This window comes from Thauera propionica (assembly GCF_002245655.1).
GTDB lineage: Bacteria > Pseudomonadota > Gammaproteobacteria > Burkholderiales > Rhodocyclaceae > Thauera > Thauera propionica.
The window spans coordinates 62112-88294 of the sequence record NZ_NOIH01000002.1 but is presented as its reverse complement, the minus strand read 5'-3'; the positions used below and the strand labels follow the sequence as shown (position 1 = coordinate 88294).

20 protein-coding genes are annotated in these 26183 nt (G+C 57.4%); 1 reads left to right on the top strand and 19 read right to left on the bottom strand.

What is annotated here, in order from left to right:
- Nucleotides 1-3: 3 nt before the first annotated feature.
- The 19 genes from CGK74_RS00795 to CGK74_RS00705 form a co-directional block, all read right to left on the bottom strand.
- A complete protein-coding gene (locus tag CGK74_RS00795; RefSeq protein WP_165770026.1) occupies nucleotides 4-1839 on the bottom strand; it encodes a polysaccharide biosynthesis protein in 1836 nt (611 codons plus the stop codon).
- Between the two features lie 16 nt (nucleotides 1840-1855).
- The gene (locus tag CGK74_RS00790) at nucleotides 1856-2407 is read right to left on the bottom strand and encodes a sugar transferase (RefSeq protein ID WP_094266562.1); all 552 of its coding nucleotides are present in this window, start codon (nucleotides 2405-2407) and stop codon (nucleotides 1856-1858) included.
- 182 nt (nucleotides 2408-2589) lie between these two features.
- Nucleotides 2590-3492 carry an NAD-dependent epimerase/dehydratase family protein gene (locus tag CGK74_RS00785; protein WP_094266560.1) on the bottom strand — a complete coding sequence of 301 codons (903 nt, stop codon included), beginning with the start codon at nucleotides 3490-3492 and terminating at the stop codon, nucleotides 2590-2592.
- Complete coding sequence (locus tag CGK74_RS00780; RefSeq protein WP_094266558.1) at nucleotides 3489-4745, bottom strand: glycosyltransferase family 4 protein; 1257 nt, start codon at nucleotides 4743-4745, stop codon at nucleotides 3489-3491. The genes CGK74_RS00785 and CGK74_RS00780 overlap by 4 nt, the downstream gene beginning before the upstream one ends.
- The gene (gene asnB / locus CGK74_RS00775) at nucleotides 4742-6643 is read right to left on the bottom strand and encodes an asparagine synthase (glutamine-hydrolyzing) (RefSeq protein WP_094266556.1); all 1902 of its coding nucleotides are present in this window, start codon (nucleotides 6641-6643) and stop codon (nucleotides 4742-4744) included. The genes CGK74_RS00780 and asnB (CGK74_RS00775) overlap by 4 nt, the downstream gene beginning before the upstream one ends.
- Before the next feature lie 84 nt (nucleotides 6644-6727).
- On the bottom strand, nucleotides 6728-7957 hold the full coding sequence (locus CGK74_RS00770) for a glycosyltransferase (protein ID WP_094266554.1): 1230 nt from the start codon (nucleotides 7955-7957) through the stop codon (nucleotides 6728-6730).
- On the bottom strand, nucleotides 7950-9866 hold the full coding sequence (gene asnB / locus CGK74_RS00765) for an asparagine synthase (glutamine-hydrolyzing) (protein ID WP_094266552.1): 1917 nt from the start codon (nucleotides 9864-9866) through the stop codon (nucleotides 7950-7952). Before asnB (CGK74_RS00765) ends, CGK74_RS00770 begins: the two co-directional genes overlap by 8 nt.
- Nucleotides 9867-10116: 250 nt before the next feature.
- Nucleotides 10117-11535: a glycosyltransferase family 4 protein gene (locus tag CGK74_RS00760; RefSeq protein WP_165770025.1), complete on the bottom strand. Its 1419-nt coding sequence runs from the start codon at nucleotides 11533-11535 to the stop codon at nucleotides 10117-10119.
- 19 nt (nucleotides 11536-11554) lie between these two features.
- Nucleotides 11555-12406: a glycosyltransferase family protein gene (locus CGK74_RS00755; RefSeq protein WP_094266548.1), complete on the bottom strand. Its 852-nt coding sequence runs from the start codon at nucleotides 12404-12406 to the stop codon at nucleotides 11555-11557.
- 170 nt (nucleotides 12407-12576) lie between these two features.
- On the bottom strand, nucleotides 12577-13638 hold the full coding sequence (gene wecB, locus CGK74_RS00750) for a non-hydrolyzing UDP-N-acetylglucosamine 2-epimerase (protein WP_206186151.1): 1062 nt from the start codon (nucleotides 13636-13638) through the stop codon (nucleotides 12577-12579).
- A gap of 20 nt (nucleotides 13639-13658) precedes the next feature.
- On the bottom strand, nucleotides 13659-15155 hold the full coding sequence (locus tag CGK74_RS00745; protein WP_094266544.1) for a sulfotransferase family protein: 1497 nt from the start codon (nucleotides 15153-15155) through the stop codon (nucleotides 13659-13661).
- A 12-nt stretch (nucleotides 15156-15167) separates the two neighbouring features.
- Entirely contained in the window at nucleotides 15168-16925 is a 1758-nt protein-coding gene (locus CGK74_RS00740; RefSeq protein WP_165770024.1) for an ABC transporter ATP-binding protein, read from the bottom strand.
- A gap of 31 nt (nucleotides 16926-16956) precedes the next feature.
- Nucleotides 16957-17739, bottom strand: a complete 783-nt coding sequence (locus tag CGK74_RS00735) for an ABC transporter permease (protein ID WP_094266540.1) — start codon at nucleotides 17737-17739, stop codon at nucleotides 16957-16959.
- 96 nt (nucleotides 17740-17835) lie between these two features.
- Nucleotides 17836-18930: a non-hydrolyzing UDP-N-acetylglucosamine 2-epimerase gene (gene wecB / locus CGK74_RS00730; RefSeq protein ID WP_206186146.1), complete on the bottom strand. Its 1095-nt coding sequence runs from the start codon at nucleotides 18928-18930 to the stop codon at nucleotides 17836-17838.
- Nucleotides 18920-20026, bottom strand: coding sequence for a DegT/DnrJ/EryC1/StrS family aminotransferase (locus tag CGK74_RS00725; protein WP_094266538.1), 1107 nt, complete (start codon nucleotides 20024-20026; stop codon nucleotides 18920-18922). Before CGK74_RS00725 ends, wecB (CGK74_RS00730) begins: the two co-directional genes overlap by 11 nt.
- Nucleotides 20023-20613, bottom strand: a complete 591-nt coding sequence (locus CGK74_RS00720) for an acyltransferase (protein WP_004263264.1) — start codon at nucleotides 20611-20613, stop codon at nucleotides 20023-20025. The genes CGK74_RS00725 and CGK74_RS00720 overlap by 4 nt, the downstream gene beginning before the upstream one ends.
- Nucleotides 20610-21650 carry an FAD-dependent oxidoreductase gene (locus tag CGK74_RS00715; RefSeq protein ID WP_094266536.1) on the bottom strand — a complete coding sequence of 347 codons (1041 nt, stop codon included), beginning with the start codon at nucleotides 21648-21650 and terminating at the stop codon, nucleotides 20610-20612. Before CGK74_RS00715 ends, CGK74_RS00720 begins: the two co-directional genes overlap by 4 nt.
- A gap of 3 nt (nucleotides 21651-21653) precedes the next feature.
- The gene (locus CGK74_RS00710; RefSeq protein WP_094266534.1) at nucleotides 21654-22712 is read right to left on the bottom strand and encodes a Gfo/Idh/MocA family protein; all 1059 of its coding nucleotides are present in this window, start codon (nucleotides 22710-22712) and stop codon (nucleotides 21654-21656) included.
- Between the two features lies 1 nt (nucleotide 22713).
- Nucleotides 22714-24015 (bottom strand): nucleotide sugar dehydrogenase, encoded by a 1302-nt coding sequence (locus CGK74_RS00705; RefSeq protein WP_094266532.1) that lies wholly within the window; start codon nucleotides 24013-24015, stop codon nucleotides 22714-22716.
- A gap of 344 nt (nucleotides 24016-24359) precedes the next feature.
- On the opposite strand from CGK74_RS00705, the gene msbA reads away from it, so the two are divergent.
- On the top strand, nucleotides 24360-26147 hold the full coding sequence (gene msbA, locus CGK74_RS00700) for a lipid A export permease/ATP-binding protein MsbA (protein ID WP_094266530.1): 1788 nt from the start codon (nucleotides 24360-24362) through the stop codon (nucleotides 26145-26147).
- Nucleotides 26148-26183: the final 36 nt, after the last annotated feature.

Here is a 26183-nt window from a genome sequence, read left to right as displayed (position 1 = left end):
GTCTCAATGCCTCGCGGGTTCATACTCCGGCACCCAGCGCTTCAGACCCTCGCGCACCTCATCATCGCTCACCGGCCCCGTCTGCGACAGCCAGGTGCCCAACTCGTCCAGGAAGGTCTCGGCCACCGGCCGCGAGCGCGCGATGCGCAGCTTGGGGTGCGGCGTCTCACGGGTCTCCTCGGCATCCGCCAGCAACTCCTCGTACAGCTTCTCGCCCGGCCGTAGCCCGGTGAACTCGATGCGGATCTCGTCCTCCGCATAGCCTGACAGCCGGATCATGTTGCGTGCGAGGTCGACGATCTTCACCGGCTCGCCCATGTCGAGCACGAAAATCTCGCCGCCATGGCCCATGGCCGCGGCCTGTAGTACCAACTGTGCCGCTTCGGGGATGGACATGAAGTAGCGGTTGATCTCGGGGTGGGTCACCGTCACCGGTCCGCCGCGGGCGATCTGTTCCGCGAACTTGGGGATCACGCTGCCGGTGCTGCCTAGCACGTTGCCGAAGCGCACCATCTCCATCTGCGTGCCGCCCTTGCCCGAACTGTGCAGTGCCTCGCAGGCCATCTCGGCGAGGCGTTTGGTGGCGCCCATCACGTTGGTGGGGTTCACCGCCTTGTCGGTGGAGATCAGCACGAAGCGCTCGGCGCCGTGGCGCTGCGCGTGCGCCGCCACCAGCAGCGTGCCGAGCACGTTGTTGCGTACTGCCTGCCAGGCGTTGCCCACTTCCATCAGCGGCACGTGCTTGTAGGCGGCGGCGTGGAAGACGAGCTGCGGCTTCCAGGTCGCGAAGATCTCCTCGAGTCGCGCCGCGTCCTTCACATCGCCGGCCAGCGGCACGATCTCGACTTCGGGCCGATGCACACGAAACCATTGCTCAATGCTGTAGAGCGCAAACTCGCTCGATTCCACCAGCACCAGCCGTGCGGGCTCGAAGCGGGCGAGTTGTCTAGAGAGTTCGCTGCCGATCGAGCCTCCGGCGCCGGTGATCAGCACGGTCTTGCCGATAATCATGTGGTGGACGTGTGCGGTGTCGATGTGCACAGGGGCCCGGCCCAGCAAGTCCTCAATGTCGACCGGACGCATGGCGTTGATCGCCACGTTGCCGTTCATGAGGTCCTCGATGCCCGGCACGGTGAACACATGCGCACCCGCACGTACCGCGAGATCGGTCGCATGCTTCAGGGCGTCCGACGCCGCTGACGGCATTGCGAGAATGACGTGATTAGCGCGGTACTCCTTGAGCACGGCCGGCAGCGTATGGATGCCACCCGCAACGGGGTGACCATTCAGTTCAAGACCCCACTTGTCGCGATTGTCATCGACCATCGCCACGACGCGCCAGTCGGGGCTTCGCTCGAGTTCCCGGACCAGCATGGCGCCGCCCCGGCCTGCGCCGACCACAATCACCGGCTTGCCTGCCGCGACCAGATCGCCGTACAGGCGGTGCTCCTTCCACATGCGCCAGGCCGCGCGCCCGCCGCCCATGATCATCAATAACAGCATCGGGTAAAGCACGATCATCGACCGCGGCAGCGCGGGGACGCCGCGGTCGAGTGCGATCAGAATGGTCAGCGCGAGCGCGGAGAGGGCCACCGCTTTCAGGACCCGCTTCAGGTCGGGCAGGCTGGCGAACACCCACATGCCGCGGTAAAGACCCGCGACCCGGCATCCGATTGCATGTATGAACAAGAGCATCGCGCCAGCCACAAGCAGCTTGCTCTCGTAATGCGCCGGCCATTCCAAGTTGAAGCGCAGCAGGAAACCTCCAACCCACGCGACGATGGCGGCCAGAAGGTCGAAGAGAAAAACGAGCGTCGATCGCGCGTGGCGAGTGATCATGAAGAACGAGAGGGTCTCAGGAACGAATCCGGTCGCCGGCCCCCTTGCCGGTCACCGTCAGGAGGATGTAGCGGAAATAGGCCGCCGTGTTCAGGGAGCGCAGCATGCGCGCATCCGTCTCGGCCAGCAACTTCGGTGTTGACATGTCGATATCATTGACCTGCGCCAGGCCGGTAATGCCCGGACGCGCATCGAAGACGCCGCGCCGCGCACGCTCCTCGATCAGCTCGTGCTGGTTGAATAGGCACGGCCGCGGCCCGACCAGGCTCATCTCTCCCTTCAACACGTTCCACAGCTGAGGTAACTCGTCGAGCTTCGTGCGGCGCAGGAAACGACCGAAGGGGGTGACGGCGCTGGCGCTTGCAAGGTGCGTGGCGACCGATGCTGTCCCGGGACGCATTGTGCGGAACTTTATCAACGTGAACGGTTGTTGAAAGCGCCCCACACGTTGCTGGCGAAACATGGGCGAGCCCGTGTCCAACTTACCAACGCATGCGATCAGCAGCAGTAGAGGCCATCCCAGTGCCAGGCCCAACGAGGAAAATAGAATATCGAGAATGCGGATCATCGAACTAAATTAAGCCTAACGTAAGACTTGACTAATCCTTAAGGATAGAAAGACGCTCATCTCGACGTCGTATGAATTTGGTTGATTCATGCCTGAAGCTTGTTATACCAGCACTCTTGCGATGCACGTCTACCATTGAGTCGTGGTCGGTCTCTATACATTTACACAGAGACGCTCAACGCCTATCGCGGCGAAATCGCCATCGTCATCGCGTCAGCGGGACGCACCGGCGGCGTCCAACCAATCAGGTTGCGAGCGGAAGTCCAATCGACGAGCATCGGGCGGGTCAGACTGTCCATGGCCCGGCTCACACCGGGCGCTTTTTCGAGCACATGAAGCCACGGAACTGGTACCGCAATATTGATCGCTCGGTTTCCGAGAATCAGCGAAATCTCCCGGATCAACTCTGACGTGCTGTAATCGGAGCCATCGCCAAGCACGAATAGCCCGCTAGGCCGGTTCATTTCGCTGCATTGAAGGAGGAAATCGACCAAATTGTTCACAAAGATGAAGGATCGTCGAGCATGCGCGGCACCAAAGGGCAGAGGAATGCCACTACTCACTAAACGGCAGAGACGCGTAAAGTTGCCAGGGCATCCTGCACCGTAGACCATTGGAGGCCGCACGACGGTCAGACGGTCTTTATCGGATCTGAATCGCGCCGCGAGCTCATGGTCCGCCCTCAACTTTGACTCGGCATAAGGTGTCATCGGAGATGGCTCCGACATCTCTGTAATCGGTTGGGCGCTCCAGTTCCCGTAGACTCCCAACGAACTGAGATGAATCATTCGACCGACCCGTCCATGCAGTACGCAAGCAGCAAGCTCCAATGGCAGCCGCCGATTGGCGATGTCGAAGTCGGCGATCGTTCCGCGTACATGTGCTGTTCCGGCCGCATTGATGAGCGCATCAGCCGAACTGCCGATCAGGTCTTTAGCTTCGTCGATAGATGCTTGCTCACCATACGGTGCCAGTGTCTCGCTCCTGCGCCGTAATAACATCAGGACTTGATGACCGTGCTCGACGGCAAGATGCACCAACGAACGTCCGATGTAGCCGGAAGCTCCAGCAATGATGAGTTTCATGTGCCTTCCCTGGGGGGGACGTCGAGCAACTCCAGGTAACGAGCAGCGAGCGCATCGTAACTGTGCCTTGCGATCACATACTCGTACCCGCGCTCACCCATGGCCACACGTTCAGTTATTGGCATTTCTGCAAAACTGGCGAGTGCCTCTGAAATTCCGGGGATGTCTCCGGGAGAAACGGACAATCCTGCATCGCACTCCGCCACTGGATTGTTTCCAGCATCGATCGCAAACAATACGGGCAGCCGCGCCAGCATATAGTCGAACAGCTTGTTCGGGCTGACGCCAAAACGGAAAAGCGGCTCTGGGCGTAAGGAAATGTAGCCAACCTGACAGGCTTCCAGCAGCGTGGGAATCTCTCGCTTCGGGATCTGGTCAAAAATGGCGACTCGATCCGACAGCCCCTTCGTAACAACTGAAGCTGCGATCGCGGAGCTTCTTTCCCCTCGTCCGACGACAATTGCGACGACACGCTGTTCCCCGCGTTGGTGCAGCAAATCAATTGCTTCAATCAACGATTCGACGTGGTTCGGCGCTCCCAATGCACCCGCATAGACGACGACCAGTCGGCCGTCGGCACGCCACCTTAGCGCTCGCGTCAGAGCCTCGCCGCTCGAGCCTCCGACCCGCGGTGCATGAGTGTCGACGCCGTTGGGGATGTAGTGCCAACGTTCAGGAGCCAGCCCTCGTTCGGCCATATGAGACAAGGTTTCAGGAAGCAGTGAGACGACTGCGTCTGCATGCGTGTATGCGTATCGCTCCAGTCTTTCCGTTACAAGCACGAGTGGATGGCTGGCCCGTACGCCTGCGAGTTCCGTAAGGCTAAGAGGCCACAAATCACGTACTTCAAAAACCGAACGGGCGCCCAGGCGGCGCGCGACACGATGACTGGTGGCGAATACGTACGGATGCGGTGAAGAGGCCACGACCATCGATGGGCGACCGTATCGTCGTGCTAGGCGATCAGCATGAAAGGGTAGCAACGCAGCAAGCGAAGCCATGTTCAGGATTCGTCCGGCACGGTTGCCCTGATACGCGGGGGTTGGGAGAAACTCATACGGCACGCCTTCGATGTCATGGCTACCCCGAAGCGCACCTGGAGAGTCCATCAAATGATGAAAGCCGGCCGTGATGACCATGGGGTTTGCCCTCTGATGCTGCCAGGCGCGAGACAGTTCATATGGGCGGTTGTAACGACCGACCCCGGGGCCTCCGGCATAAGGATGGATGTACCAGATGTTCGGGGCGCTCAAGATGCAGAAACCTTGAATCGATTCAGCCAATGCGCAAGCGTACCGAGCCGGAAGACGAGGGACTGACCGATCTCCCGCCCCGATGGAGAAGCAGTGCGCCAGACGTGCAAGGCGGCTCGCAAGTCGACCCAACGGTCCAGGGTTGATGCGGAATCGAGACAAACCGCTTCGATATGCTCGCCTAGCGCACCATTCATCCAACGAGATTGGGGCGTAACAAATCCCATCTTGTCTCGCCGATCGAGCACTGCGTCGGGCACGATGCCGCGCAGACCGGCCCGCAGCACAGCCTTTGTTTGCCCGGCACGAAGTTTGTGCTCGACTGGAAGCCTGATCGCAAACTCCACCAAGCGATAGTCCAGAAAGGGGACACGGCTCTCGACTGACCAGGCCATGGAGTTACGGTCCTCGTAACGCAAGAGGCTTGGTACGCTGTAGCGATTGAGATCGAGCAATTGCCGCTGCCGTATGTCCGGCGTCGCGCCTAGTGAGACCGCACTCGTCGTGCTCAGGGCGTGCGTGGTCGGTCGCAGCAAACGCTCCATATCAAAGCTGTGTCGGCGAAGAACACGCGGGAGATAACGCGACCCTTCATGCCAGCGCCAGTATCCGCGATCACCTTTCAGCAATAATGCGAGTACTTCCCTAGACGCGTCGATGACACGTCCCTGCCGCAACAGCGACATTACGTAGAAGGCGTAGAATTTTCTATAGCCGCCCAGGATCTCGTCGGCCCCTTGGCCGTCGAGCAGTACGGGGATCCCTGCTTCGCGAGCCTGTCGCATGATCAGCCATTGGGCATACAGGCTGGCAGACGAGAAGGGTTCTTCCTGGTGCCAGACAAGTTGCGCGAAATCCGAGATCAATCCTGCTTCGGTCGGCTCGGACATGTGCCCCGAGGCACCCACGGCATCGATGACACGTTGTGCCCATGGCCCCTCGTCGAATTCGGGCTCAGGGAATCGCGCAGTAAACGTATGGAGAGATCCCTTCGTCATCCTCGCCATTAGCGAGACGATGCTTGACGAATCCAGTCCCCCGGAAAGGCACGCGCCGACAGGAACGTCACTACGCATGCGCAACGCTACTGCTGACGTGATCAACTCCCGAAAGGTATCGCAGGCCTGTTCGAAAGAAGCTAAGTTTTCCGCAGGCGCAGAGAGGTCTAGCTGCCAGTATGCCTTGGGCGAAACCGTGAGGTCCTGCGGTGAAACGACCGCATAGCAACCGGATGGGAAGGCAACGATGCCATCGAAGAACGTGTGATTGGAGGTATTGACGGTCCCGTGAACAAGATAATCGTAGATGGCTTGGTCATTCGTCTTGATGGGTAGAGTGCCGGCCGCGAGCAAGCCTTTAATTTCGGACGAAAACCAGAGTGATCCGTTCTGGGTGCAGAAATGAAGTGGCTTGACGCCAAAGCGATCGCGAGAGAGAACGAGGCATTGCTCGACGCTATCCCAGATGGCCAAGGCCCACATTCCGTTGAACCGCGAAAAACAATCCGCACCCCATACGGAATAGGCTGCAAGGATCACTTCCGTGTCCGATTCAGACCGAAAGGTGCAACCTCGTCTTCGGAGTTCCTCACGCAGTTCGCGATAATTGTAGACTTCGCCGTTGTATGTGATCCAGTATCTGCCCCCGTCATAGCTCATCGGCTGATGACCACTGTCCGTGCAATCAATGATCGAAAGACGCCGATGCCCCAAGGCAAGGCGGCCGATGGATGCGTTGGACAGGTCTGGCTGCTCGCGCCAGAGGCCTGCATTTCCTTTGTCATCGAACAACACGTGACCGGCCCCGTCCGGGCCGCGATGAGCTTGCACGGCCGTCATCGCGAAGATCGAGCGCAGATCACGAACATTCCTGGATACCAGCCCAGCAATTCCGCACATCAGAATGCCCCCGCGTTTCGACCGATCATCTCAACTGCACTCCCCATCGGGCGTTGCCCAAAAAGCATGCTGGGGATTGACTGATCAAAGTTCGTCGTAGATAGCGACAAGCTTCTGACCCTCGACTTCCCAGCAAACATCGTTCCGTACAAGAGACACGTTTCGTTTCCACGTTGAGAGGCGCGTCGTGTCACCAAAAAAATCTTCAATTAATCGGCCTATGGTTTCAGGGGCGCTCATGTCGCCAACCAGGCCAATGTCGCGCCCTTTGACCATTTTCGTTATCTCAGGCAAATCACTGGCAAGGATCGGGAGCCCGGCGGCGATGAACTCGAAGAGCTTGTTTGGCGTACAGAGGTAATTGTTAAGACACGTAGCTTGATAGGGGATGACGCCAGCATCTGCAGCCGCCGTGTAACGTGGCAGTTCTTCCTGTGCGACGGCAGGGTGGAAGAAAACACGACCGCCTAGCTTGAGCTCCTTCACTTTCGCCGCCAGTGGTTTAGAGAGCGCACCATCGCCGAGGATGATCAGTGCAATCGAATCGTCGCGGACATGGGCCATCGCTGCAACGAGCGATTCCAGGTTGCGTCCCGCCGACAACCCTCCCTGGAGGAGCAGAATCCGCGTTGACTCTGGAAGCTTGAATCGCGTATGGAAGAGTTTGGTGGGCTCCGGCGGCGCTGATGCACGGTCCGCGTTGTGGATCACGCCCACACGGCCTATTCCATACCGTTTTTCAAGTTCCGCTGCAATTGACGCATTGACCGTGATCACCGCATTACAGGCACGGATGTGCTTTGCTTCGATTTGAGCCCAGCGCTTCCGCTCGCGTTCGGAGAACTCCTGCTCGCAGTAGAGTTCATGGCTGTCATAGACGAGCTTCGCCCCACAGCGTTCCGCCTGCAGTCGGGCAACGGCGAGCATTGGCAAGTCATGCGCCACAAACACATCAGGCGAGTAGCGTGCTGCCGTAGCCGCGAAGAGTCGGACAAAGAACGCCTCCTGATCCACCAGATAACGCCAAGTCAGACGCTTCAGCGTGCGCATGGCGAATCCATTCATCGGAATCGTACCCCTGATCCAACGATAGGCCTGTAGAACCAGGTTCTCACGCGTTGCCGCGCTGCCGGCAGACAGTCGCACGATCCGACGGTCCCCGTCATCCCGTGCCGAATCGAGGGGCATCGCGACGATCGTAACCACCCAACCTGCGGCCTCGAGACTGTCTGCCTCGAGCAGAATGCGTCGGTCGATCTGACGGTCGGCGGTTAGCATCACTACCGACTTAGCTGCATGCTTCGACTCAGGCATTGACCTTCATGTCTCCGTCAATGAAGATCCGGTGCCAGAGCTCGAGACACAGCAGCCCCCAGACCACGCGCCCGAACTCGCGTTCGCTGTCAATTGCACGTTCGATCGCATTGACGTTATAGATACCCCGTTGCCGAACTCGATCGGAAAGCAGGATATCCCGTACGAACTCGCGTGCTACGCCCTTCGTCCACTGCGCGAGCGGTGTCGGGAAGCCCATCTTGTCCTGACGGTCGAAGATCTTCTTCGGCACCGTGTTACGAACGGCTTCCTTGAACAGATGCTTCATGCGACCGCCGGCGAACTTGATATTCGGCGGAATGGTCGCCATGAACTCCACGATACGGTGATCCAGCAAGGGGACGCGCGACTCGATCGATGCCGCCATGCTCGTGCGATCCTCCACGTGGAGCAAAGCCGGCAACGAGCCCTTCAGATCGAAATAGGTCATCCGATTGATGAGCGAATGCAGTCCATCGCGATTGAAGATCTGCTGGAAAGACTCGAAGGGCGAATAGCCACTCGAGAACAGGTCGTTGCTGAACAGGTGGTTCATGCCTTCGCTACGGTCGATCAAGCTGAAGTAGCGCTTGTCAGGTGCATCGAATAGCCCCTTGCTCCAGAACCCCTGGAGCATTGGGCGATAGGTCTGCAGAAGCGGCAGGTTCGGGACAATCGATTCCAGGGAGACCGCGTATCGATGCTGGTCAGCGGTCTGATAGATCGCGCCGGCAAGGCACTTCTCGAGGTACGCAACCAGATAGCGCGTATAGCCGATGAAGAGTTCGTCGCCACCCTGCCCCCCGAGTACGACCTTCACATGCTCCGATGCGAGCTTCGACACGTAGTACTGCGGAATGACTCCTGGCCCCGCCAGCGGCTCGTCCATGTAGTACATCAGCTTCGGGAGAACATCGGGCAGCTCAGAGCCCTGAATGTAGATCTCCTTGTAGTCTGTCCCCGCAAACGAGGATACCTCTTTCGCATAGCCCGTTTCGTCGAACTGCGGACCTTCCGGAAAGGCCCCGGTAAAGGTCTTGATCCGTTCACCCTGCAACAGACCGGCGGCCAGACATACGACGGTGCTTGAGTCCAGGCCGCCGGAGAGATGTGCGCCCAGCGGAACGTCCGAACGCAAATGCATACGGGTGGCGTCTTCGATCAGGCCTGCGAGATGGTCCACAAACCAGCGCTCGTCGTGCCCTTCGTCGATCTCATACCTGAGATCCCAGTACTGCCGCGTATGCAGCGAAAGGCGATCGCCATCGAACTGGACCGTCATGCAATGGCCCGGCTCCAGCTTGAGGATATTCTTGAAGAGCGTCTTGTCGCCCAAGCAGAACTGGAACGTGAGGTAGTCCTGCAGTCCTGGCCTGTCCGCCTCCGCTTTCACCACGCCAGACGCGAGGATTGCCTTGATCTCGGAGCCGAACGCAAGCGTTCTTCCGTCAAATGCGTAGTAGAAGGGTTTGATTCCGATCCGATCACGTGCGCAAAACAAACGTCGATTTCGCCTATCCCAGATCGCGAAAGAAAACATCCCAAGAAAGCGGTCAACGCAGTGCTCGCCCCACTGACGATACGCGTAAAGCAATACCTCCGTATCGGAGTAGGAGTGGATAGGATGTCCCATTCGAAGGAGTTCGCGCCGCAACTCCAAATAATTGTAGATCGCGCCATTGAACACAATAGTAAGCTCACCATCCTCAGTGCTCATCGGCTGCCTGCCGTGCTCCGGATCGATGATTGCCAAGCGCCGATGTCCGAGGTGGATGCGTGGGCTTATCTCCCTGAACTCACCTTCGCCGTCAGGCCCCCGATGTCCAATGCTGGCCATCATGCGCCGCAAAACTGCACCAGCTTCCTCGCTCTCAGAATTATGGCCGAGCAGTCCAACAAAACCACACATACTTTGTACTCCCGCACTCAAACGAGTCAATCCTTACTTGGAAAAGACTCGAATCTATCAGTAGAAAGACAGCGTGCGTACACAGCGCACGAAACTCATATCCCGGATGGGTGCATCAAGCCCTTCGCCACATTAGGCGACAGAATACTGCCGACTACTCGTGTTAAAGCTCAGTGGCGCCTTCGAAAGCGCCTTGAAAAACCCTTAAAAGAAAGGCGCATTTAATCAACGGATAGGGAAAAGAGCCATACTAAGGCGCTTGCAGCGCTGGAGAGGCGTCCTCTCTTATGGAAAGCTTCGAGTACACTTCAATCAGAATCTTCTCTTCCTTGTCCCAGGAATACTCTGAGCTTCTTGATCTCAGCTGGCCCTTACAGCGCGTAAGTGTGTCTCCGTCAAACATGCGGGACACAGCCGCTGCGTAGTCTGACGGTTCTTCCAAACGATGCACGAGTCCGAAGCCCTCACCCATCACCACGTCTCTTAAGAACGGGAGATCGTTGGCGATGATAGGCAGTTCAGCTTGTATGAATTCAAAGAGTTTATTTGGGGAGCAGTAGTAATTGTTCAAATCGATCGGCTGATAAGGAATCACGCCGACATCAGCTGAACTCGTCCAGTTGAGCAATTCGGACTGAGGTACAGCATCCATGAAATGAACTCGCGACGTCAGCCCCTCTTCATGTGCGATACGTATCAGCTCGTCTCTCCCTTCGCCGTACCCCATGAAGACAAGATGAAACTCGGCGGGAAGCATGCGCATCGCCTTGACCATTGGTTGAAGCCCTCGCTGCGATGACATCCATCCTTGGAACAGCACGATCCGATGATCGAGGGGAATGTGAAACTTCTCGCGGAACCTGTCAGCATGCTCCCGCAGCCTAGGTTCAGTCGGCCAATTCGTCGCATTGAGGATCACGTGAGGAAGGTCAATCGAGTACCGCTTCTTCATCTCCTCGGCGATGTACTTGTTCACAGTAATAACTGCATCGGCACATCGCACGTAACGTCGTTCTCGGCGAGAAAGAGCCCGCTTCTGGTCCGAAGTGAGGGTTCCGATCTCCGGGTAGAGCTCATGTGCGTCGTAAATAAGCGGTACCTTCAGCAGCTTCTTTGCGACAGCGCCGGCGCGAAGTTGCGGTAGATCGTGCGCATGGATAACATCCGCACGGTAAAAAACTATCCGCTCAACCATCGTCTGCTCGCGCGGAGGGAGGCGCTTTGCGTGGCGAATAGCTCTAAGGAAAAAGACGCTAATTCTCTGATTTGCTCGAATGAGAAGGGAAAAAAAAACAGAACTTATACGTGATAAAAGACTTAACCCCGTCTGCACTACGGAACTGAAGAGTCCGACAATTCGCTGGATAGCTTGAATGATAAGAGAAAAAAAAGCGGAACTTAGGCGTGATAAAGAACTCAGTCCCCGTTGTACTAAGGAACTAAAAAAACCAATCCCCCTGTTGACAAAGTTTAACGCCTTCAGCACCACGAGCTCCTCGCGAGATGGCCCTGAAGCTCGTAACCGCTCGACCTTGACGTTGCCTAGTCGCTCGAAATCCCTACAACCCTCCGCATGCTCGGCGAGTAGGATGATCTCGTGGCCCTCGCGATGGAGCGACTCCGCTTCAAGCAGTATCCGGCGATCGACCTGTATATCGTCGGTGAGCATGACAATTCTCATTGGCGCCTCATCTCACATAGTTCTCTATTGACTTTCGCGCAACAGCTGTGCTTTCGTGATTGCGCTCAACATATTCCAGTCCCCGCCTCTCCAATTCAGCCCATCTTGCGCGATCATCAATCAAATCACGTAGGACATAGGCAATGTTCTCGATGTTTGCAGAGACAATCGGGAGTTCGTTCGGGTAATGCTTCAAAAGATCCTCGCGAATGTAGCAGACGACTGGTTTGCCGAGCGCCATCATCTCAACGGCGTACTGTCCATATGCTCCCACAAGCAACTGATCAACGACGATGTCAGCCGAAGCGCAAATCCGCATCGCTTCTGCATAACTCTTTCCTTCGACTAGAACGAGCTCGATATGGGCTCCTCCATTCTTGAGCGACTCGATTGCATCAAGCAAAAATCTGGTCCCCTTGATCGCTTGACTGGACGGTGCGTGTACAACCCGGACTGGATCCGCGGCCGATCGAGTCGCGGCCCGAAGCAGAGCCTGCTCACGAATTGGACCGAACATCTCGAGATCGATTGGCTGGGGCAACAGCACCGCGCCTGGAACGAACTCCAAAAGATCGGGGGTGCTCACGAAAACGGCGTCACCATAGCGTTCCGCAACCTCAATTGCCTTGGCGCGATTAGGGCTGCAGAGCATTGGCCAGCAGTGATGACAGGCACTAAATCTATACTTTTGAATCGTAATCTTGCTGTCGCGCACGTCGCAGCCGCAAAAATAGAAGTAAACTTTTTTGCCCAAGGCCTTGAGGATGGGAACGTCAGCTAGACTGAGTCCTGCGAAAGATGAGCCGAAATAAAACTGAAATCCGTCGTAAGACCTACCCTCGTGGAGGAAAAAGTCCATGATTTCTCGGGCGCGAGCGCCAGACCCGTTGCTTTGAATAAGTCGATCGGCCGAGTACTGAAAGTTCCCAGTCGGGTAGCAGTAGGAGTATGCATCGATCCCACATAGCCGTTGTGCCCTCGCAAGCACCCCCGCCATGCCGCCGATATTCTGGGGGCCATGCAGGATTCTCACCGAAGGAACTCCTCGATGGCAGTCAAGACTTTTGCTGCCGCCTTGCCGTCCCCGTATATCTGGGGCTGAGTCGGCATGTCGCATCCACAGACCGATTCGTAAGCAAGGGAGATAGCGCTTGCGCTCGCTCCCGAGAGATATGACCAGCCACTGTCAATCTGCTCCCTCCATTCCGTGGTGTCACGGAGAATAATTGATGGCTTGCCCGCAAAGAATGCTTCTCGTTGTACTCCGCCGGAGTCTGTCAGAATACATTTCGCTTGTTGCTCGAGCGCAAGCATTTGGAGATAGCCAACCGGATCAATAATGATCAGATTATCTCGTCCGATTAGCGTTTTAGTAATGCGTTCGAGCTGACCGCGAATCCGCGGGTGAGCGGGGATGATCACGGGGAGAGGCAGCGACATAAGTCCAGATATAATTTCTGCGAAACGCTCAGGGTTATCGGTGTTTTCCGCTCGATGGACTGTTGCGAGCAGAAAGTCAGTGTCAGCTACTCCACACCGGGAGATTGCTGTGCTGTCGGCTTGATCCCTGAAGTGCATGAAGCAGTCATACATGAGGTCGCCAGTTAGCACGACATGGTCGCTGAGCCCCTCTTGGCTAAGGTTGCGGACTGCGGTCGGTGTAGGGGCGCAAAGGAGATTAGCGAGGTGGTCTGCAATAACGCGATTGACCTCTTCCGGCATTCTGCGATCAAAACTGCGTAAGCCGGCTTCTACATGTACCAGAGGCACGTGCATCTTGGCGGCAGCTAACGCGCCTGCTAGTGTTGAGTTTGTGTCTCCGTCTACAACGAGCACGTCGGGTCGATACTCTTCAATAATGTCGTCGAGCGACCCGAGCATGCGCCCAGTCTGATGGCCATGGCTACCAGAGCCGACGCCAATATTGATATCGGGTCTAGGTATGCCTAGGTCGTCGAAGAAGATCTGGCTCATTTTTTCGTCATAATGCTGCCCGGTATGCACTAAGATCTCGCGATAGCCTCGTATATCTACTTCGTGGCGAAAAGCGATTTCCTGCATGAACTGTGGCCGCGCACCTACAACTCTCATTAGAATCATTGAAAATACCTCTATATTGAATCAATAATCCGCTTCGCGAATCTTCGGATTCGACGATGCATCCTTCTAAAGATGACTCGTATCGTGGTCGATTCGTGGCGGAATTGAGAACGCACGTCTGCGAAATCTTTCTCGTCGAATTGTAGAATGTCGGAACTCTGGCTGTCAGCTACTGGGCTTTGCTGCGTATAAACCGACTTAAGCTTAGCTATTTCGGCCTTGAGGCTTACGTTTTCGGTGACGATCGATGCGAACCGACGCTCAAGATCATCCTTCGAGGCGCTCATTTCAGACAACGCTTGATTGGCTTTTGAGTGCTCATGATACCAATGGTCGCAGACTGAGCGAACGCGCCGAAGCTCATCATGCAACTGCCTGTCAATGCCATAGGAGGCTCTTGTTCCATCGACGACAGCCGTCCAGAGGTTTGCGCTCAATTTTCGCGTGAGGATTGGGTGCGATTCAACAAAGCGCTCATGAAAAACATTGGAGTCGAACACCTGCTCCTTTATACAAAGCAGGCGCTCGCCAATAAGCCTTTCCCATACGTCCGCCTCGCTGGCAGGCGCATGATCTAAAGCATACCCGAGCCGTGCTGCGAGGTCGAAAAGTCTGATGCCCTCAGCCCACTGCATCTGATCAGGCGCGCGCACCACTTCACTGTGAGCCAAAATGCTCAACGTTGTGGAGTCAAGATCCCCTCTCCAGGCGTCAAGCGCCTTCTTCGTAATAGGCTGTGTTGGGTTGGCATTCCAGCTTTCCAGGGACTTGAGGGTAGTGTCGTTATTAATTCGATCAGACGTCTCGTTGTAACGGAGCATCGTGCTGATTTCTGGAGCGACATTCAGAAATGTTATTACCCTGTGGAGGGTGCTCGCTGTGTCCTGTACCAGCTCTTCATACTTCACGCGCAATACACGTGGATGACTGGCAAGTCGCTCGCATATCGCAACCTCAACTAACCAGATCGATATAGCGCGACGTAGACTCATCCCCCGCTTGAGAAGACTTGCAATGACCGCGCGAGGGTCGCGAACGACATAGAGGACTCGTCCTGCCGGGAAGTGGTTTAGGAAGGCCTCGAAAGCATAAAGATTAGATGGCGTCTTCTCAGCCCATATGGCTTTGCCGTGCCTTGAGTACGCGCTCATATAAAGGCGCTCTAGAAAGGATGTCACCGACTCGCAATATGAGAGCAGATGCAATACCGAACCCAAGCTATGGTCATAAGACGCAAGGTTTGATTCATCAATGAGTGCATAAGGGCAAAACCCTGCCTCGAGATTCGCAAGCGCGTCGTTCTTTTGCCACTCATGTGGCTGCAGACGTTTGCACAGATTTTGGGCTGTTGCCCTGAAATCAGCCGAGTATAGGGCAGAATTTGCGAGTAGCCCGATCTCGGGGCCGCAATGTATCTCAGGGTGAGCGTCGAGCATTACGCTCAAAAGCGTCGATCCACTGCTAGGTGTGCCCCCAATTAGCACCGTTCTCTCTATCTGCATGCTCATGAGGCTGTTTTGTCAATTAGTGAAGATGAAGGAGCAGTCTTGGAAGACCGCGCCTAAGTTCTTTGCTCCTGGGAGAGTCGAGAAAACAGAGAATGAATAGCGTCGGTCGTGACGGTCATAGCTGGGTGGTTGATCGATCCAGCTATCGATATCTAAATATTTCAAAACTGCAACTGTAACGAGATAGTCTCCTGGGCCGAGTCGTAGTGGCGAAAAGGAAAATTTCGCAACGCCAGTGCCCATTACATTGCCTATGTTGAAGTTAAGTAGCTTGCTGTTCTTATGATCCATCTGCACCCCGTCGAGGCGATGGAACGTGACCGCGAAGACAGGATCTTTAACCTCACGAAATGCCTCATAGTGAATCGTGACGTCGAGTTCTGTCCCCATTGGGAAGACGCGCTTTGATGTGCCCGTGGAGTCGGTCAACTCTACTTGCGTGATCGCCAGTACTCGATCTGGAGAGAATTCGTCCTCCGTTTGGGATTGCGTTTTGGAGACAGCACTACTTTTGCAAGCCGATGGCGTATTCGGTTCATCGATTGCGCGGTCTGATAGCGGGATAGCATATCGCCCGTTGCCTTGGTCATTCAGTGTCCCAACACGTGTGTAATGACCCGCGTCATCCCAGATCTCGACGAAAACCTCTTCCCGCGCATCGACATCACCCTCTACCACCAATAGAAGTTCCGGAAGTTCGCTCCTAAGATATGCAGGGACCGACAGCACGAATGGAGCGTGCTGCTCGGTACCCCGGCAGTCGCAATAGAGACGCGCAAGACCACCATTGTCTTGGATGGGTTGGGACCAATCGGTTGCATCTTTCTCGGAAATGATGTAATTGGGTTCTTGAATCGCATTATCCATCGCGTCGCCGACGTCTAGGCTTGATAGGGCGGATTCCCCCTTTTGGAGCGTTATTCGGCGTATGAGATGACTGCGTTGCGGATGCTCACCGTTAACCTTGAAGCGAAAAAGAAATTTTTTAAATGCGTCGCTTGAGGCCATGATGCCTCGAGCGGTCCCCTTTCCGAGATGCATTTCGCGGGATCGGTGCCGAAGTTCTGTTTCGAACCGCATTGCATCGACATACTCCTTTACGACCTCGTGCGCTGGGCCGTCCATGATACAGCGGCCCTTCTTCATCCAAATTGAGCGATCGCATAGGCGCAAGACTGAAGAGGCGTCGTGACTCACAAAGAGGATGGTCGCTCCTTCTTTCCGAGTTATCTCGTTCATGCGGTCAACGCATTTTCCTGCAAAGTACGCGTCACCTGCACCGAGGACTTCATCAATAATGAGTATTTCTGGCTCTATTGCAGTTGCGACAGAAAAGGCAAGGCGTGCGTACATTCCTGCCGAGTAAGTCTTTACGGGGTTGTCGATGAATTCCTCCAGTTCAGAGAATTCGACGATCTCATCGAATCTTCTCCGCGCTGCGGTACCGACAATGCCCTGATAGCTAAGGGCCGAGAAAACGTTCTCCCTACCGGTGAATTCTGGGTGGAATCCCGTTCCCAACTCCATAAGGGCCTGAACCCTGCCATTTACCTCGACCTGGCCTGAGCTTGGTGTGACTTGACCGGCAATGATCTTTAAGAGCGTGCTCTTGCCTGCTCCGTTGTGCCCAATGATGCCGATTTTGCCGCCGCGTGGGACCACGAGATCGAGATCCCTCAGTGCCCAGAACTCATCATGACGTCCCTTGAAGAAAGGCAATCCGAGTAGGTCGATAACCTGGTCCCGGCGTGACTTGAACATCTTGTACATCTTGGAGACGCGAGTTGCGCGAATGGCGATATCAGACATAGTCAGCAAAGAGGGACTTGAGGCGATTGAAGACGTAGTACCCGGAGAAAAAGGTAGTTAGGGAAATTAAGGTGAAGATGCCTAGCAGGTCCAATGGGATTTCACCGAGAATGATTGTGTCGCGATAGAGCATGATCATGTAAAAGAGCGGATTAGGATACATCAACGGCATAAGGGCTGCTGGTATCATGTCCTGTGTATAAGCAATCGGCGACACTAGCATCAGGAAAAGAATCATAACGCCAGTCATCTGTCCTATGTCCTGAAAAAATACATTCAGCGCAGAAAGGAGCCAAATCAACCCGATAGTAAAGACGAGCTGCAGAACAAGAAGGAGAGGAATAAGGGCTTGGCTAGGGAGTATCGTTCCGCGTAGCCACAGGATAGGCAGCAATATGGAAAGGCCCACTATCATAGTGACGCTGGAGGCGAGGACGGCTTTTACGGGTACCAGCTCAATCGGGAACATTGTGTTGCGAATCAGTCCCCGATTGGCAAGTACTGAGCCGACTCCTGTGGATAATGACTCCGAAAAACCGAGGAAAGGGATTAGCCCTGAGAATATGAGAAGTATGTACTCAAAAGGTGTATAGTTTGGAAGTCGGATCTTGAAAATAAAAAGGTAAACGACTGCGTAGAGAATAAGAAAAACGATAGGGTATAAGATGCTCCACCCCATGCCGAGGAAGGTCCCGCGATACTTCCCGCGGATGTCGCTCCATGCGGTTGCGAACAGTGTTCGCCGGTATTTCCACAATTCAAATGCAGCTTTCATATTTATCGTATCTGGCTAGGGCACAGGGCAGCAAAGGTTGTCGCGAATGGAAGAGGGCTGTCCCCTCTGAGAGAGTCGTCAAAAACAAGAGCTCGGTTAGCAGAGTCCGCCTGCAAGAAGCTGTCTGACGATCATGGCACTCGCGTCTCCGTGTCCGTATGGATGATGGCCCTTCCCTACAGGTCGAGCAGGCGAGGATGCAGCTGACAGGATTCGTTCCCGTGATGCACCTGTCAGAACATTCCAGCCCAGTTCCACGGTTTCCACCCATTCGGTTTCATCACGCATCGTGACGCAAGGGACATCATAGAAAAAAGCCTCCTTCTGCACGCCACCTGAGTCGGTGACAATCACGCGCGCGGACTGTTCAAGGCGAATCATGTCGAGAAAAGGCAAGGGATCGACCAGCTTTACGTTTCGCATAGCTGCGATGAGTCCTTGGTCTGCCATTATCTTCGCTGTTCGTGGGTGAACCGGAAGGATCACTGCTTGATTGGCTGCAAGATCTGCAAGTGCGAGTCCGATTTCGCGAAGCCGGGTAGGATCGTCCGTGTTCTCTGCCCGATGGCAGGTTGCGAGCACGTATTCACCTTCCTTGAGGTTGAAGCGATCGAGCGCATCGCTACGCGATCGCGCGACATCACGGTAGTACAGGGATACGTCGTACATCACGTCACCGACGAGTGATACGCCCTTCGTAACGCCTTCCCGTGCCAGGTTTTCCACTGCGACTTCAGTAGGACAAAAAAGCAGGTTGGAGACACGGTCCGCCAGGATGCGATTGATCTCTTCGGGCATCCGCATGTTGAACGAGCGCAGTCCAGCCTCCACGTGGGCGACAGGAATATGCAGCTTAGCCGCGGCCAGTGCGCCGGCTAGTGTGGAGTTGGTATCGCCGTAAATCAAAACCCAATCAGGTTTCTCCGACAGCAGCACATTCTCGATTGCTTCCAGCATGCGCCCGGTCATTACACCGTGAGTGCCGCCTGAAATCTCGAGATTGAACTTCGGGTGTGGAATGTCGAGCTCGTCGAAGAAGACCTGCGACATATTTGTGTCGTAATGCTGTCCTGTATGAACCAGGAACTCTTCGATGGTGCCTGCATGGTCATTGCGAATGACGCGCGACACGGCTGCCGCCTTGATGAACTGCGGGCGGGCGCCGACGATAGTGAGGATCTTAAGCATCATGAACTCCAGTCTTGAGGAGATTGCAGACTGTCCGTTGATCTTCGTACGAAAAGTCCGCGCTCATCGGCAAGCTCATAACCTTCTTTGCTGTTTCTTTGGCAATAGGCGTGCAATCCGGGCAGCAGAGATGCTTGTAGGCCGGCTGTTCGTTCAGCGGAACAGGGTAGTGCACCGCTGTCGGGATGCCCGCCTTCTGGAATGACGACTGAACCGCCTCCCTGTCTTCGCAGAGCACCGTGAACTGGCCGTATACAGAAGTACGGTCGGGGCGCTGGATTACGCGTTTGAAACCGATTTCGTCGAGTAGCTGGTTATATCGCGCACCGATCTCGAGCCGCTGTGCGATTTCCCAATCGAATCGCTCCAGCTTTGCGAGCACGATCGCGCATTGCAGCGTATCCATGCGCCCACCGACGCCGACGCGGGTGTGCACATAACGCTTGCTCTGGCCGTGAACGCGGATCTCGCGGCAGGCCTGTGCGATCGCGTCGTCGCTGGTAAAGATTGCGCCGCCGTCGCCATAACAGCCCAGCGGTTTGCTCGGGAAGAAGCTGGTGCATCCGATGGAGGACAGGTTGCAGCTCTTGCGTCCCTTGTACTCGGCCCCAAAACTCTGCGCGGCGTCTTCGATCACCGGGATATTGCCGTGGCGCGCGGCGATGGCGTTGATCTCATCCATATCTGCCGGCTGGCCGTACAGGCTGACCGGCATGATGGCCTTGGTGCGCGGGGTGATTGCGGCTTCGATCAGGTTCGCATCGATGTTGCAGGTGTCGGGTTCGATGTCGACGAAGACCGGCTTGGCACCAAGCAGGACGATGACCTCTGCGGTGGCCACGAAGGTGAACGGGGTGGTGATGACTTCGTCTCCGGGGCCGATACCCAAGGCCATCAGGCTGATCAGGAGGGCCTCGGTGCCGCTGGCGACGGTGATGCAATGCTTTGCACCGGTGTAGGCCTCGAGGCGCTCTTCGAGTTCGCGAACCTCGGGCCCCATGATGTATTGGCCGTGCTCCAGGACCGCATTGATGCGGGCCTGGATCTGCGGTTGCAGTGCGCGGTACTGGGCCTTGAGGTCGATAAAGGGGATGCTCATTTGCTGATGCGCTCCAGGATTTGGTCGTTGAGTCGATATTGTTGGCCGGTGTGCGGGCAGGTGTATTCGCCCTTGCCTTTCACCGGCAGCGGGATCTGTTCGCCGTATTCGCTCATCCAGCCGACCTGGCGGGCTGGCACGCCGACCATCAGGGCGTAGGGTTTGACGTCCTTGTTGATGACGGCGCCGGCGCCGACGAAGGCGAATTCGCCGATGGTGGTGCCGCATACGATGGTGCAGTTGGCGCCCAGGGTGGCGCCGCGCTTGACCAGAGTGTCGCGGTATTCGCTCTTGCGCTCGATGAGCGAGCGCGGATTGTAAACGTTCGTGAAGACCATGCTAGGGCCGCAGAACACGCCTTCTTCCAGGGTGACGTTGTCGTAGACCGAGACGTTGTTCTGGACCTTGCATTTGTCGCCGATGACGACCTTGTTACCGACGAAGACGTTCTGGCCGAGCGAAACGCCCTTGCCGATGCGGGCGCCGGCGCAGACGTGGGCGAAGTGCCAGACGCGCGAGCCTTCGCCGATCTGCGCGCCGTCGTCGACGATGGCGCTAGGATGTGCCGTGTAGTTGGGTTGTGTCATTGGAGAATCCTTGTTGCGGCTTCCTCGCCCTGCAGTTGGGCGGTTGTCCATTTGCCGCCGTAAATATGGAGTACCTTGCCGACGCGTTCGAAGGCCCATTCCCGGGTAGCGTCCGAGGGGTTGTCTGCACTGCGTAGCAGCGGGCGGACGCCTGAAAACGCTTCGACCATGTCGCTGCGTAGGGCAACCGGCGTCAGGTAGTGGTTGTGTGCGTCGAGTAGGTAGTCGATTTCCTTCTCGCTTGGGCCAGGGTTGTCGGGGCCAGGCTGGCGGACCTCGGTTGTGCCGATGAGGGTCTGATTCCGTCTGGGCAGCACGAAGAAGATGCGCTTCTCGCCGGGGATCTGCAACAACATGGCTGCCGGGCAGGGGCGGTCGAGCACGATGTGGCTGCCGCGCACCCAGTCCAGTGCATAGGACGGCGGGCCGGGCTGGGTCCTGCGAAGATCGAGCGCCCATGGCCCCGCGGCATTGACGATTCGGTCGAAGCCGCTCAGGGCGTCGATCTGAGCGATCTCATGCTCGCATTGCAGCGTACCGCCCGCGGCGCAGAATTGCTCGATGACCCAGTTGCCCAGGGCTTGGTCATCCATCTGTGCGTCGTAGAAGGCATAGGCGCCCTGCAAACCTTTCCGGAGCAGTCCGGGCTGGAGTGTTGCAACTTCCTCCGCCGACAGCCATCGGCCCTTCGGAAAGCCGCTGCCCCGCGCCAGCAGATCGTAGAGCCGGATGCCCATGCCGACGATCCAACGCGGGCGCCCGACGTCGGCGTACACGGGTAGCAGCAACTGCAGGGGTTCACAAAGGTGTGGTGCCTGCTGAAGCCATACCGCACGGGCCTGTAATGATTTGCGCACGAGACAGAGGTGGCCGCCCTCGAGGTAGCGAAGACCGCCATGCAGCAGTTTCGACGACGCGCGGCTGGTTTCGGTCATGGGGTGCTTGCGCTCGAACAGGCTCACTTCCGCGCCTTTGCGTACGAGCGCCCATGCAGTGCACGCTCCCACGATGCCGGCGCCGACTACGGCAACACGCACGGATCAGTATTCCAGGGGCAGGGCGACGCGCTTGCCGTCGCGTGCAGACAGGTACATCGCGATCAGGAGTTCCAGGCTCTTGAGGCCTTCGCGACCGTCGGTCTCAGCCTCGGCTTCGCCACGCAGCGTGTTGATAACGTTGTCGTAGTAGAGCGGGTGGCCAAAGCCATACACGCTGGTGGTGGCGTAGTTGGCCTGCTTGATCTCCGTGTCTTCGGGTAGGGTTTCGGCGAACTCCCAGTGCTGGATCTCGTTTACCGCCACGCCGCCGACGCGAACCGTGCCCTTTTCGCCGAGGATGGTGATGCTGCCCTCGAGGTTCTTGGGGTAGGTGAGCATGGTGACGTTGAGCGTGCCCATTGCTCCGCTGCGCCACCGTAGCGCGGCGACGCCCGAGTCTTCAACCTCGATGTCCCGCGCCAAGGTACCGGTGTAGGCCATGACGGATTCGACCGGGCCAATCAGCCAGTCGAGAAGGTCGATGTAGTGGCTGGCCTGGTTCATGAAGGCACCGCCGTCGAATTCCCAGGTGCCGCGCCATTTGGCGCTGTCGTAGTAGTCCTGGGGGCGGGTCCAGAAGACGTTTACCCCCACGCTGTAGATCTTGCCGAAGCGCTTCTGTTCGACGGCACGCTTGAGCAACTGCAGCGTGGCGTTGCGGCGGTTCTGCTTGACGACAAAGAGGCGTACGCCAGCCTTGTCACAGGCTTCGACCATCTTCAGGCCATCCTGCCAGCGGGTGGCCATGGGCTTCTCGGTCATCACGTGCTTGCCGGCCTCCGCCACCTCGATGGTTTGCGTCGGATGCAGGCCGCTCGGGGTGGTAAGGATGACGCAGTCGGCGGTGGTCGTTTCCAGCAGATCGGCCAAGCGAGCGTGGCCCCGGGCGCCGGTCTTCTCGACTGCTGCAGCAAGTGCGCTGGGGTTGATGTCGCAGACGTCGACGAGTTCGCAGCGGTCGGCGTGCTTTTCTATTGCGGCAAAGTGGTTCTGCGCAATGCGGCCGCAACCCACGAGGGCGAAGCGGATCTTGCGGTCGGTGATCGGGGGGGCGAAATGCATGTCAGAGTCTCCAGGCGGTAATGCCGGCTTGCTTGAGTTGATCGAGGTCGAACAGGCTCTTCACGTCGGCGACGACGGGGGCAGCGCCCCGGAGAAGCTGCTTGATCGCTCTCGCATCCATGGTTGCGTATTCATTGTGGGCAACCGCGACGATCAGCGCGTCGACGGGGGCGTTGGCATCGATCGTCCCGATGTCGACGCCAGGGTATTCGTGGGCCAGTTCCTGCCGATCTGCATAAGGATCGGTCGCGACGACGCGGATGCCGAAGTCCTGGAATTCGCGGATGATGTCGATGACCTTGCTGTTGCGAATGTCGGGGCAGTTCTCCTTGAATGTGAGACCCAGCACCCCGACGGAGGCATTCGAAAGATCGATCTTGTTCTGCACCATCTTCTTGATTGTGGTGCGTGCGACGTAGCGTCCCATGTTGTCATTGATGCGGCGCCCAGCGAGGATGACCTGCGGGATGTAACCGACCTTCTCGGCCTTGTCGGTGAGGTAATAGGGGTCGACGCCGATGCAGTGTCCGCCGACCAGACCCGGGCGGAAGGGCAGGAAGTTCCACTTGGTGCCGGCCGCTTCTAGCACGGCAAGCGTGTCGATGTCGAGACGCGCGAACAGAACCGACAGTTCGTTCATCAGCGCAATGTTCAGGTCGCGCTGGGTGTTCTCGATCACTTTCGCTGCCTCTGCAACGCGGATGCTAGGTGCCTTGTGGGTACCCGCCACGATGATCTCGCGGTACAGCGCATCAACTAAGTCCGCGACCTCGGCGGTGGAGCCCGAGGTGACCTTCTTGATGGTGGAGACGCGATGCTCCTTGTCGCCGGGGTTGATGCGTTCGGGGCTGTAGCCCGCGTAGAAGTCGACGTTGAATTTGAGGCCGGAGTACCGCTCGAGCACCGGGACGCAGTCCTCCTCGGTGGCGCCGGGGTAGACGGTGGATTCATAGATGACGATGTCGCCCTTCTTCAGAACCTTGCCGATCGTTTCCGAGGCTTTCACCAGCGGTGTCAGATCGGGCCGCTTGTGTTCGTCGATGGGCGTGGGAACGGTGACGATGAATATGTTGCAGGCGGCAAGGTCCTGAGGATTGGCGCTGTAGGTGAGGCCGGTCGCCTCGCGCAACTCATCATCCGAGACTTCGAGCGTCGAGTCGTGCCCAGCCTGGAGCGCTTCGATGCGTTTGTGGTTGATGTCGAAACCGACCACCGAACGTCGCTTGCCGAACTCGGCCGCGAGGGGGAGGCCGACATAGCCGAGTCCTATGACTGCAAGTTTTATTTCCGAGAGCTTGGGCATGCTTTGAATCTCTGAATGTGAGTTACTGAAACGTGCTTGCTTAGCGCGGAGGCGCCAAGTGATTCCAATGTCAAGAGTCAAAAAAGACAACCATGCGCCGCATCTGTGCGTCGCCTTGGTCGTCAGTCATGAGGAAGTGAAAACCCGAAATTATCGCAGCAACATTGCATCCCTACAAAGAGTATGAAGTGATAAATGTATGAAATGGAAAATCTCAAACAAAGGGCTTAGTTCGGTTGGGGGGTGTCACGTGACGTCACGTATGATGCCTTCTTGCCTTATCAACAGTAGTTGAGGCGGCGCCAAACTCGCGCTGTTTTTTGTACAAATGAGCTTTATTCCCAATGGCTTCAGTGATTTCCCCCCCCTCCAGCCTGCGCATCTACTTCCGCCTCCTAAGCTACGTGCGCCCCTACGTCGGCACGTTCGCGGTCAGCATCCTCGGCTTCATGATCTTCGCCTCGTCCCAGCCGATGCTGGCCGGGGTGATGAAGTACTTCGTCGATGGCCTGGGGGGGGCGACGGAGGGTCTGCAGCTCGGCGTGCCGTTTCTCGATGGCATTGACCTCGTCAAGGCCGTGCCGGTGATGATCGTGCTGATCGCGATCTGGCAGGGGGTGGGGTCTTACCTGGGCAATTACTTCATGAGCAAGGTGTCGCTCGGGCTGGTGCATGACCTGCGCCTGGCCTTGTTCGACAGCATGCTGCGGTTGCCCAACCATTACTTCGACCGCCACAACTCTGGGCACCTGATCTCGCGCATCACCTTCAACGTGACGATGGTGACCGCGGCGGCGACCGATGCGATCAAGATCGTGATCCGCGAAGGGCTCAGTGTCGTCTTCCTGTTCGGCTACCTGATCTGGATGAACTGGAAGCTGACGCTGGTGATGGTGGCGGTGCTGCCGGTGATCAGCGTGCTGGTGTCGCGGGCGTCGCGCAAGTTTCGCAAGCAGGCGAAGAAGATCCAGCGTGCGATGGGCGACGTGACCCATGTCGTGTCCGAGACCATTCAGGGCTACCGGGTGGTGCGCAGCTTCGGCGGGGAGGACTACGAGTCGCGCCGTTTTCGCGAGGCGAGCGAGAACAACACGCGCAAGCAGTTGCGCATGGGCAAGACCAACGCCACCTACACGCCGATGCTGCAGGTGGTCATCTATTCGGCGATGTCGGTGGTGCTGTTCCTGGTGCTGCTGCTGCGCGGCGACGCTAGCGCGGGCGACCTGGTCGCCTACATCACCGCGGCGGCGATGCTGCCCAAGCCGATCCGCCAGTTGTCGGAGGTGAGCTCCAAGATCCAGCGTGGCGTGGCGGGGGCGGAGAGCATCTTCGAGCAGCTCGACGAGCCTTCGGAGGCCGACAGCGGTACGGTGGCGCGCGAGCGGGTCGAGGGGCGCATCGAGGTGCGCGGGCTGTCGTTCCGCTATCCGGGAACGGAGCGCGAGGTGCTGCACGAGCTTTCATTCGACGTACAACCCGGGCAGATGGTGGCGCTGGTGGGGCGCTCGGGCAGCGGCAAGTCCACGCTGGCCAGCCTGTTCACCCGCTTCTACGACCACGACTGCGGCGAGCTATGTATCGATGGTGTGGACGTGCGTGACTACACCTTGCGCAACCTGCGCCGCCACGTGGCGCTGGTGTCGCAGCAGGTGACGCTGTTCAACGATACGGTTGCCAACAACATCGCCTACGGCGACCTGGCCGACGCGCCGCGCGAGGCGATCGAGGCGGCAGTGGAGGCCGCCGCGGCGAAGGAGTTCATCGACCGGCTGCCGAATGGGCTGGATACCGAGATCGGCGAGAACGGCGTGATGCTCTCCGGCGGCCAGCGGCAGCGGCTGGCGATTGCGCGTGCGCTGCTGAAGAACGCACCGATCCTGATTCTCGACGAAGCGACCTCGGCGCTGGATACCGAGTCCGAGCGCCTGATCCAGGCGGCGATCGAGCGCCTGATGGTGGGGCGGACCACGATCGTGATCGCGCACCGGCTGTCGACGATCGAGAAGGCGGACCAGATCCTGGTGATGGAGAACGGCCGCATCGTCGAACGTGGCACGCACGCCGAACTGTCTGTTCGCGGCGGCCCTTATGCGCGGCTGCAGGCCGTAGGGGGCGAGGAGTACGGCAACTGAGGTCAGCTGAGGGCCGGTGCTGAGGGTCCGCCGGGC

Bases quoted from the DNA above. Each gene is read 5' to 3' on its own strand.
- CGK74_RS00795 (WP_165770026.1), bottom strand. From the start codon at position 1,839: ATGATCACTCGCCACGCGCGATCGACGCTCGTTTTTCTCTTCGACCTT.
- CGK74_RS00790 (WP_094266562.1), bottom strand. From the start codon at position 2,407: ATGATCCGCATTCTCGATATTCTATTTTCCTCGTTGGGCCTGGCACTG.
- CGK74_RS00785 (WP_094266560.1), bottom strand. From the start codon at position 3,492: ATGAAACTCATCATTGCTGGAGCTTCCGGCTACATCGGACGTTCGTTG.
- asnB (WP_094266556.1), bottom strand. From the start codon at position 6,643: ATGTGCGGAATTGCTGGGCTGGTATCCAGGAATGTTCGTGATCTGCGC.
- CGK74_RS00770 (WP_094266554.1), bottom strand. From the start codon at position 7,957: ATGCCTGAGTCGAAGCATGCAGCTAAGTCGGTAGTGATGCTAACCGCC.
- asnB (WP_094266552.1), bottom strand. From the start codon at position 9,866: ATGTGTGGTTTTGTTGGACTGCTCGGCCATAATTCTGAGAGCGAGGAA.
- CGK74_RS00760 (WP_165770025.1), bottom strand. From the start codon at position 11,535: ATGCTCACCGACGATATACAGGTCGATCGCCGGATACTGCTTGAAGCG.
- CGK74_RS00755 (WP_094266548.1), bottom strand. From the start codon at position 12,406: ATGGACTTTTTCCTCCACGAGGGTAGGTCTTACGACGGATTTCAGTTT.
- wecB (WP_206186151.1), bottom strand. From the start codon at position 13,638: ATGAGAGTTGTAGGTGCGCGGCCACAGTTCATGCAGGAAATCGCTTTT.
- CGK74_RS00745 (WP_094266544.1), bottom strand. From the start codon at position 15,155: ATGAGCATGCAGATAGAGAGAACGGTGCTAATTGGGGGCACACCTAGC.
- CGK74_RS00740 (WP_165770024.1), bottom strand. From the start codon at position 16,925: ATGTACAAGATGTTCAAGTCACGCCGGGACCAGGTTATCGACCTACTC.
- CGK74_RS00735 (WP_094266540.1), bottom strand. From the start codon at position 17,739: ATGAAAGCTGCATTTGAATTGTGGAAATACCGGCGAACACTGTTCGCA.
- wecB (WP_206186146.1), bottom strand. From the start codon at position 18,930: ATGATGCTTAAGATCCTCACTATCGTCGGCGCCCGCCCGCAGTTCATC.
- CGK74_RS00725 (WP_094266538.1), bottom strand. From the start codon at position 20,026: ATGAGCATCCCCTTTATCGACCTCAAGGCCCAGTACCGCGCACTGCAA.
- CGK74_RS00720 (WP_004263264.1), bottom strand. From the start codon at position 20,613: ATGACACAACCCAACTACACGGCACATCCTAGCGCCATCGTCGACGAC.
- CGK74_RS00710 (WP_094266534.1), bottom strand. From the start codon at position 22,712: ATGCATTTCGCCCCCCCGATCACCGACCGCAAGATCCGCTTCGCCCTC.
- CGK74_RS00705 (WP_094266532.1), bottom strand. From the start codon at position 24,015: ATGCCCAAGCTCTCGGAAATAAAACTTGCAGTCATAGGACTCGGCTAT.
- msbA (WP_094266530.1), top strand. From the start codon at position 24,360: ATGGCTTCAGTGATTTCCCCCCCCTCCAGCCTGCGCATCTACTTCCGC.